This is a genomic window from Bacteroidota bacterium, assembly GCA_034723125.1.
Taxonomy (GTDB): domain Bacteria; phylum Bacteroidota; class Bacteroidia; order CAILMK01; family JAAYUY01; genus JAYEOP01.
Window position 1 is genome coordinate 5,132 of sequence record JAYEOP010000170.1, and the last position, 9,862, is coordinate 14,993.

7 protein-coding genes are annotated in these 9,862 nt (G+C 30.6%); 3 read left to right on the forward strand and 4 right to left on the reverse strand.

Annotated features, from left to right (window positions below; genetic code table 11):
• The 4 genes from U9R42_05140 to U9R42_05155 all read right to left on the reverse strand — a co-directional run.
• On the reverse strand, positions 1 to 4,087 hold a 4,087-nt coding region (locus U9R42_05140; protein ID MEA3495403.1), incomplete at its 3' end, for a C25 family cysteine peptidase.
• A 340-nt stretch (positions 4,088 to 4,427) separates the two neighbouring features.
• The gene (locus U9R42_05145; GenBank protein MEA3495404.1) at positions 4,428 to 4,892 is read right to left on the reverse strand and encodes a transposase; all 465 of its coding nucleotides are present in this window, start codon (positions 4,890 to 4,892) and stop codon (positions 4,428 to 4,430) included.
• A 51-nt stretch (positions 4,893 to 4,943) separates the two neighbouring features.
• Positions 4,944 to 5,075: a hypothetical protein gene (locus U9R42_05150; GenBank protein ID MEA3495405.1), complete on the reverse strand. Its 132-nt coding sequence runs from the start codon at positions 5,073 to 5,075 to the stop codon at positions 4,944 to 4,946.
• A 1-nt stretch (position 5,076) separates the two neighbouring features.
• Positions 5,077 to 6,366, reverse strand: a complete 1,290-nt coding sequence (locus tag U9R42_05155) for a cysteate synthase (GenBank protein ID MEA3495406.1) — start codon at positions 6,364 to 6,366, stop codon at positions 5,077 to 5,079.
• Positions 6,367 to 6,706: 340 nt separating this feature from the next.
• Here U9R42_05155 and U9R42_05160 point away from each other — a divergent pair, with 340 nt between their 5' ends.
• Genes U9R42_05160 through U9R42_05170 form a run of 3 tightly spaced genes read left to right on the forward strand, consistent with a single transcriptional unit; the run spans position 6,707 to position 9,570 of the window.
• Positions 6,707 to 8,176 (forward strand): hypothetical protein, encoded by a 1,470-nt coding sequence (locus tag U9R42_05160; GenBank protein MEA3495407.1) that lies wholly within the window; start codon positions 6,707 to 6,709, stop codon positions 8,174 to 8,176.
• 18 nt (positions 8,177 to 8,194) lie between these two features.
• The gene (locus U9R42_05165) at positions 8,195 to 8,785 is read left to right on the forward strand and encodes a phosphoribosylglycinamide formyltransferase (GenBank protein MEA3495408.1); all 591 of its coding nucleotides are present in this window, start codon (positions 8,195 to 8,197) and stop codon (positions 8,783 to 8,785) included.
• Between the two features lie 5 nt (positions 8,786 to 8,790).
• Positions 8,791 to 9,570: a 3'-5' exonuclease gene (locus tag U9R42_05170; GenBank protein MEA3495409.1), complete on the forward strand. Its 780-nt coding sequence runs from the start codon at positions 8,791 to 8,793 to the stop codon at positions 9,568 to 9,570.
• Positions 9,571 to 9,862 lie beyond the last annotated feature (292 nt).

Genomic DNA, 9,862 nt, shown 5'->3' on the forward strand with positions numbered 1-9,862 from the left:
AAGCTGTTGGTTGTGGATAGACAATTATGTTTTGTGTAACAGAATCTGAACATCCATTGGCGGTTGTTGAAATTAATTTTACAGAATAGCTTCCTGAATTTGAGTAAACATGACTTGGACTTGTTTGTGTTGAAGAGTTTCCATCTCCAAAATTCCAATTGTAAGTTGAGGCTCCTGTGCTTGAATTTGTAAATGCAAAAGAATTTCCACTTAGGCATTGTGTACTATCGTTAACAGAAAATGAAGCTGTTGGTTGTGGATAGACAATTATGTTTTGTGTAACAGAATCTGAACATCCATTGGCGGTTGTTGAAATTAATTTTACAGAATAGCTTCCTGAATTTGAGTAAACATGACTTGGACTTGTTTGGGTTGAAGAATTTCCATCTCCGAAATTCCAATTGTAAGTTGAGGCTCCTGTGCTTGAATTTGTAAATGCAAAAGAATTTCCACTTAGGCATTGTGTACTATCGTTAACAGAAAATGAAGCTGTTGGTTGAGGATAAACTGCAAGAGTTTTTGTTGATGAATCTGAACATCCTTTACTATTTGTTGAAATTAATTTTACAGAATAGCTTCCTGAATTTGCGTAAACATGACTTGGACTTGTTTGGGTTGAAGAATTTCCATCTCCAAAATCCCAACTATAAGTTGAGGCTCCTGTGCTTGAATTTGTAAAAACAAAGTTATTTCCGCTTTTACATTGAGTACTGTCATTAATTGAAAAATCAGCTTGAATTATTGAAAGGACTGTTTGCCAATTTGCTTCAAATCCCGGTCTTGTAACATAAATATCAGAAATAAAATTGATGTACATTGAACCTGATGTTGCAACAACTGTTGAAGGAATTATTGTTCCCGATGCATTAAGTAGTAAAGTACCTGAAGAATTTTGACCATCATAAACCTTTAAATAATCATATCCTGTTTCCAGATTAAATGAGTTAAATGAAAGGGAAATACTATCAGCACAATTTGGATTAATTAACAAACCACAGTTTTGATTATTGTTGTAATTATTAACAGCTCCACCCGGGTCATACAATATCCCGCTGGCTAAAGTAGTAGCAATAACTGAACACATATTTATTTTATTTACAACTGTAACATATTGAGTTTTAAGTAGTGAATCACTTCCATAAGTATTTGATGCAACAAGTTTTACATTATAATCTCCTTCTGCATTAAAAACTACTTTTGGGTTTTGAGAATTGGCATTTGTTCCTCCCACAAAACTTATAGTTGTTGGACTAAAGCTCCATAAGTAAGAAGTTGCACTACAAAGTGAATTCTCAGTAAATTCAACTGTATCACCTGAACTAACATTAGTTTGATTTGCATAAAAATCGACATTCAATGCTTGAGAATTAATAAAATTATTTTTAACAATTGTATCGGAACTACCTGTATTTGAAGCAATGAGTTCAACTGAGTAATATCCTATTGCATTAAACTTCACTTTTGGGTTTTGAGAAGTTGCTGATGTAGAATTCATAAAACTAACAGTTGATGGAGTAAAAGACCAGCTCCAACTAGTAGGTGAACAAATTGATGCATCTGTAAAATCGACAATAGAGCCTGCACAAACAGTTGTTGAATTAGCTGAAAAATCAGCATTTATCTGTACTACTGAAATATAATTTGTTTTGGTTAAAGTATCACTCCCTGAAGAATTTGAAGATATTAGAGTTACAGTATAATTACCTGAAGCACTAAACTGAAGTTTTGGATTTTTTGAACTTGAAGATGTTGAATTAACATAAGAAAAAGTTGACGGACTAAAACTCCATGTCCATGAAGTAGGATTACTTGTGGATTGATCTGCAAAAGAAACTGTGGATGAAATACAAGCAGTAGTCGGACTTGCTGAAAATTGGGTAATTGGAATAACATTTAAATATCTTACTCTTATGGTATCAAAATATGGTATTTTATTATGTTCTGTAATTGTTAACACTAAATTTGTTCCATTTGCTAAAGAAGAAAAAGAAATACTGCCACTTCCATTTGATAATTGAACTTTTCCAACAAGGCTATCTCCTTTTACCAAAGTTGCAATAGCACTTGTAGCACTACAATTTGAAATTGCAAAACTACTTGTTGAAGGTGTAATTGTGTCAACATGAGTTGCGGTTATTGAAGTAGGAGTGCTTGTCCATATTTTCATAGCAGGTTCTCCAAAATAATGAAAAAGTTCATGCTGATATTTATGATATGTAGAAGAACCACTCCATGTTTGAACCATTCTTATAAGACCCTGATTAAGAACATCACCCATTGTATAAATGTCAGAGTGATTATTTAAGGATGGATTAGAAACACCACCTGAACCAAAATTTGGAACTAAACCTGGATTAGACCAAATTGCATCAATAAAGCCCTCCGATAAACCGTCATTAAATCCTGAATAGCTGTAATAAGATGCTGCAAATACTCCAACTGCTCCTTTATTTGTCATTCTTAAAAACTTTTCTGCAAAGCATTCACTAAGTTGATATTCTCCTGTATGACAATTAATACTAAAAACAACAGGCAATTTTCTACCGTTTGATAAACTGTTCATACTTGAAGTAGTGTAATATGGATGTGCCCATCCTGATCCACCTGCATATCCATGGTCTCTGTGAAAAACATAAAATTTACCAGCATTAATACTAGTTGTAATGGCACTTGAACTACCATTCCACGAATAACCATTTGATTTTAATAATACAGAAGGAATACTTTGTCCATTAGAATAATATCCATTATTATAATATTTAGGCGTAACACTACTACTTGCATAATAAATTCTTTGAACATTATATCCGCGATTAATTATGTAATCTCTTATTTCTTCACTTGTGTGTGCAAACCTCCTGTCAGCATAGTCATCCGTATTATTATCCTGAAATTGAGCACAATTCAACCCATTCTGATAAAAATTTGTGTCAGAAACAGGATATCTTTCATAGTTAATAATTTTTTGAACTACACTTAAAGCTTGTGAAGGAGAGGATACCGATATTCTGCCTCTTGCCATATCAGGCACATAATCTCCCGAGCCATTCATACATGCATAATATAAATCAGATGCGAAAGAATTATTATTTGGAGAAGTATGAGTTTCCCCCGGTACAGCATAGCTACCTGTATGATCTCCAATAATAACAAAATAATCAGGTTTTGGTGTCCAATTAGAATAACGGCTATGAATAGAATCTTTAACTTGAGTAGCAGACCAACTTGAACGTGAAACAACCTCAACAGAATATCCCATTTTCCTTTTCCATTTTGCAAGGGTATCTGCCGCTGACTGATAAGCAGAATGTGTAATTATTATGTAGTCTTTTCTTGGACCATAAGAACTTTCAACAAAAGGTAATGAAGATGAGCAAGCAATTCCATCAGGAATAAAACGATTGTTAAGTGCCAGATTTTTAAGCACTTTGGTAAACCTAAAAGTATTATTCGTACTAATTTGATTAAAAGACTTCCCTGAGCCTTTAAAAACAATTTTATATTTTATTGAAGAAAAGACTCTCAGTTTTCTACTAACCGGATTAAATTGTACAGGGCAAATCCTGACTAATGCCAATCGGGTATTTCGTAATTGATTTATTTCTATAACATCAACAATTTGTGCAGGATACAAAGCATTTCTACTATACAATTGATTATCTATTTCAAATATAGGTTCTGATGCTCCTTCTGTATCAAGTGCAGGTTGTAACGCAGGATGAATCATAAAAGTATCAATATCTATCCACTTTGAGTATTGAATATTTACTTCAATTGTTGCATTTTCAGGCAATGCAATTATATCATTAAACGCAGGTAAAGCGGGTCTTCCAATATCTCCAAGTTTACCAAAACCTTCAATATGAAGAAATTGATATTCAACATTATTGATTTTTTTGGATGTTAACATAGCACCTTTAAAATTATATTCTATCTCTAAACCTTCTGTGCCATAATCCTTTACAGCTCTTACAGGCATTGTTTCATAATTCTTAAAAGATTTATTGTTAAAAGATATATAACTACTTTGAGCAGATAAGTATAATCCATTGCATAATAAAATTGCAAATAATAAATATTTTTTCATATCTAGTTGATTTAAATTATTAGATTGATATGTGCCTCAAAAATAATAAAATTAAAGGATTTATGATATATATTTTTGATTTTAGCTTTAATACCAAATTAACATCAAAACACCCGATATAAATCATTTCTATTTCCCTTTTTTGTCGTTAAAAATTATTTCCGTAGCTATAGCTATGCAAAGAATTTTTGCCTAAAAAAAGAAAAATATAATTTAATTTATTTATCAGGCGTTTTGAAATTAAATTGGTATAATAGCAAATTAATTCAAAACCTGTTAATCAAAATATCAGTATTTTATATTTGATAGGGTTAAAATTAAGGAAACTTCTAATAATTCCTTAATCATCAACTTTTATTTTCAATTTAGGATAACGAATTACACCTTTAATAAGTTCTACATTATTTGCTTTTAATTGCTTTTCTACCTCATTTATCAAATTAAGGAATTCTCCTTTCTGTTTTAATTCGTTTTTAAAATTACGGATTGTACTCCTTGAAGGGATTTCATCTTCAAGAGTTAAACCAGCAAAATAAGTGAAAGACAATGAATCATTTACACAATCCTCAATATGATTATTTTTTATATCAAACCATTCTTCAAGAAGACAAAACTTAAAAAGTAACAATCCCGAATATGCCGGTCGTCCGTCAGTACGTTTTCCTTTACTATAATTTTGATTTATCAATTTTTCAATTTTATTCCAATTAATTATTTTATTGATTGAATTAAAAAATGATTTATTGATTTTCCGTTCAGCAATTGCAAGATCGGCAAAACTTATGTTTTTTGTAGGCTTATACATGGCACTTTTAAATATGCTACTAAGATACAAAAAATATTTATAATTGTATAATTATAAAATGTTAATTAAATCCCACATCTTACATCCTGCATCTTGCATCCTGTATCTTGCATCCTGCATCTTGTATCCTGCATCTTGCATTCTGTATCTTGCATCCTGTATCTTGCATCTTGCATCCTGCATCTTAAAACAATTTTTCCAACTTTTCTTTTACTTCTTGCAAATCAGGATTTATATCAAAAACCAATGAGGGTTTTAAGAAATGTAGTTTGTTATCTTTAGCAAATCTTCCTTCACCACCTCCGGTAATGTTGAGCATAATTATTGAATCTTTATCAATTTTATTTTCTTTAACAGTTTTTATAAGACTTGCCGTAGCTACTGCTGCTGCTGAGTGAATGTCAATTCCTTCTAATTTTTCAAACAAATCTGATGCGGCATTTAATTCTTCATTTGTTGCCAACAACACATCTCCTCCTGCATCTTTCATCGCATCATATAATCCACCGGAAATTGAATATACCGGTTTTCTGTTTGAAAGCACTTTGGAAATAATATTTTCAACTTGACCTCTTGCAACATTATCATCAAGCTTTGGTAATTCTCTCGAATTAGATTTCCATGCATCATGCACAAGAGTAAAAGGTGAATTTTGAGAAACCATTAATTTCATTTTATTATTCCCGTAATTACCATCTTCAATAAGTCTTAAATTAGCTTCCCATGCAGAAATTGCTCCCGTACTACTTCCTACCGCTTGAAAATAATAATCGGGAATTTTCCCGATAGTAGTTACAGCAGAAAGTACTGTTGTTCCCATCCCCTCTCTTCTGGCAACATTTTTAGCTCCTCCTTCAGGAATAAAATTGTCAAGTTCACAAGCTAAGTTCGAAAGGTAAATTGAATCATAGTAATCACTACCTGAGCGTGATACAATTAATTTCACATTATCTTTTATTGGTTCATCAAACCATAGTGTATCAATATAATCTTCAGGCACACTGAGTAAAAGAGGAATATTGTTATCGGAACAAACTCTGGCAAATGCTCTTGCTGTATTTCCTGCTGATGCTACAACGAGAATTTTATCTTCCATTGCAGCCATTCTTCCACAAACAGTATATGCTTCCGTTTCTTTGAAAGAACATGTTTTCATGAAAATATTTTTTTCTGGCCAATACCCACTGAAGGTTATATAAAGATTTGATAATCCGAGTTCTTGAGCAAGCTTTTCACTTTTATAAGTATGAGGAGCATAGGAACCTTTAAGCATTTTTTTTATGGGCAACCAATCTGCAAATTTATAAAGACCATAAGAATCATCTTTTACTTCCAATTGTTTTTTAGAATAAATTGCACGTATCAATGAAGGCTCTTTTTCAGGAGGATTAAGCATCCAGCCTGTATCTTTATAGGTTTTACCCGTTTTCATTGATTTTAAAATATAGTCCGTAGGTTGAATCTTATTATTCATATTCAATAATTGTTTTTTTTGAAGAAACAAAAATATAAAAAGTTCTTCATTTGATTTTTTAAAAAAACAATTTAATTGCAATCTGTCAAAAAAAAGAAAGTATAAGATTAAAAATACTCCAAAAAGTAGTTTTAACCTCAAATGTACAAAATCTTGAAGGATTCAAAAATACTATCTCATTGATTGTGTTTTCTTTGTGCCTTAGTGTCTTCGTGGCAATTTCTTCTTATTCATGTTTTTGAACTTTTTAGATTGACTCATAAGATTTAGAATTTAAATTTTAACTAATTTTGCACTCATAAATAATTGTTTTTGAAAAATTGTTTAATCAAATTATTTGATGAAAATTACTATTCTCATTGCATTCATTTTCGGAGTTCTACTTTTTAATTCTTGTAAAGAATCATTGCAGGGAGATATTAATGCAAACTTAGCTCCTGAAACATACACTGTTGTGGATACAATAATTCGTTTTGGTGATAACAGGTTAAAAACTAAAATTGATATTCATTGGTGGGGAGATGATAAAGATGGTTATTTAAGCGGTTATGAATTTTCATTAGACAACAAAAACTGGGAATTTACACAAAAGCAAGACAGTACTTTTTTAATAAATATTCCCGAAGGAAGTGATACTTTCAATTTCTCATTTTATATCCGCTCAATTGACAACGATGGTGTTGCTGACAAAACACCTGCATACATTGTTTTCCCTGTAAAAAATTCACCTCCGAATGTTGAATTTGTTTATTCAAAAACAACACCTTTACGCAAACCGAAAGCAACTTTTCCTGTTTTAAAATTTTCGTGGCAAGGAAGCGACCCTGACGGAAATGAAAATCTTGCACATTATGAAATCTTTTTAAACGATACCAACAATACAGCTTTAATAGTTGAATCAGTTTATAATTCAATTATTATTAAAAGCCAAAATTTGATCGATAACATTGTTGATTGTGATGTTTTTCAAGGCACTTCTTTAAAGCTACATGACAAGGTATTACAAGGTTTACGACTAAACGATACCAACAGACTTTTTATACGCTCTGTTGACATTGTTGGCGAAACCTCTCAATTTGATAGTAGTTATAAAATATTTGTCATTAAGCCAACTTCAAAAATATTGCTTGTAAATGCTTATTCAAAAAATATCGAGTTAAGAGAAGATTATTACGTTAACAATTTACAAAACATCGGAATTGTAAAATATGAAATAACAAGAATTAATGAAGTTATTGACAACATTTATACAGAACTATCACCTGATAATATCACTCAATCAATGATTTTCGACCTATTCGATTATTTAATTTGGTTTGGTAAAGATGTTGGATATTCAATGTCGTTAGCACAAAGAACAACTACAAATTTTTTCAATAATAGTGGTAAATTATTTATGGCTGTTGAAATATCTTCTTCTATTGATGAACAAGCAGGTTTTCTTGATTTTACTCCAATTGATTCTTTGGTAAGCATGCCCAAAGGTGTTAATAGTTTTAGAATTGAAAGAGATTCAATATTACCTCATTTGCAAGGATGGCCACTACTAAAATCATCAAAATATATTGCAAGTGCTCGACCTTTTTATCAAGATATTAGTTCAGTTGCTTTATACGATGCAAAAATTGTAAAAACAGGAACATTTGGTAAAAAACCATGGGAAGGAAAATCAACTGTTATTGCTAAAAAAGTTTTTAATGGAAATACTCAGTTTATAATTTCGTCTCTTGAACTTCACAACCTAAATGGTAATAATAATATTGATTCATTATTTACAAAAATATTCATTGATGAATTAGGACTTAATTAGAAATAAAAACAATTGTTAATGAACAAGATTGCAATATTTGCCTCAGGAAACGGTACAAACGCAGAAAACATTATTAAATACTTCAAGAATAATAAAGCTGTTGAAGTAGCATTAGTTTGTACAAACAATCCAAAAGCCAAAGTAATTCAACGTGCATCAAATTTAAATACTAATTCATTTATTTTTCATAAAAAAGAACTTTCAGATAGCAGTATTGTTTTGGACAAACTGAAAGAAAACAAGATTGACTTTATTGTTTTAGCAGGATTTATGTTACTAATCCCATCAACTATAATAGAATATTTCCCAAACAGAATTATTAATATTCATCCTGCATTATTACCAAAATATGGAGGGAAAGGGATGTATGGTGATAATGTCCACAAAGCTGTATTGACAAACAATGAAAGTGAAACAGGAATAACAATTCATTACGTAAATGAGAAATATGACGAAGGGGATATTATCTTTCAGATTAAATGTAATGTTGACCCTTCAAACGATAGCATTAATGATGTTGCAAACAAAGTTCATTTATTTGAGTACAAATATTACCCAAAAATCATTGAACAATTATTAACAAAATTTTTATTAAAAAAAGAAAAATAAATTTTATGAATTTAGAATTAACAAAGCCACTGGCATTTATCGACCTTGAAACAACAGGATTAAGTATTAGCCACGACAGAATAGTAGAAATTTCTATATTAAAACTAATGCCTGATAACTCAAAAGATATTTTAACATTAAGAGTTAATCCTGAAATAAAAATATCAGCCGAATCAATTGGGATTCATAAGATTAAAGATGAAGATGTAAAAGATGAGCCTACATTTGCCAAAATTGCAAAAAAAGTTATTAATTTCATTGCTAATTCAGACCTTTCAGGATACAATATTGTGAAATTTGATTTACCATTAATAATGGAAGAATTTTTACGAGCAAATGTTGAATTTAGTTTGGAAGGAAGAAAAGTTATTGATGTGCAACATATTTTTCACAAAATGGAAAAAAGAGACCTTTCAGCAGCATACAAGTTTTATTGCAATAAAAAAATTGAAAAAAAACACAGTGCAGAAGGTGATATAATAGCAACACAGGAAGTATTGTTAGCACAGGTTGGCAGATATAAGATACTTGAAAACAATGTTGATTCCTTATATGATTTTACAGGAAAACAATTAGATAAAATAGTTGACCTCGCAGGAAGAATTGCATACAATAATGATGGTATTGAAATTTTCAATTTTGGAAAATATAAAGGAAAAATCGTAACAGAAATTTTTGAAAAAGACTCTGCTTACTATGGTTGGATAATGAGAAGTGATTTCCCACTTTACACAAAAAAGAAACTAACTGAGTTGATACTTAAGTGGAAAAGCGAAAACAGATAGATTTCCCCTAAAGTCATTTTATTGAAAACTGGTTATTTGTTTATCTGATAGCTTTTGTGAAGTTTTTTGCTGGGGTTTAAAATTTCAGCTTTTATTTTTTAACTCTAAGTACTTTAGGCACTTTAAGTACTCCAACACTTCTTTTTGTTTATTTGTTTATTTGAAAGCTTTTGTGAAGTTTTTTGCTGGGGTTTAAAATTTCAGCTTTTATTTTTTAACTCTAAGTACTTTAGGCACTTTAAGTACTCCAACACTTCTTTTTGTTTATTTGTTTATTTGAAAGCTTTTGTGA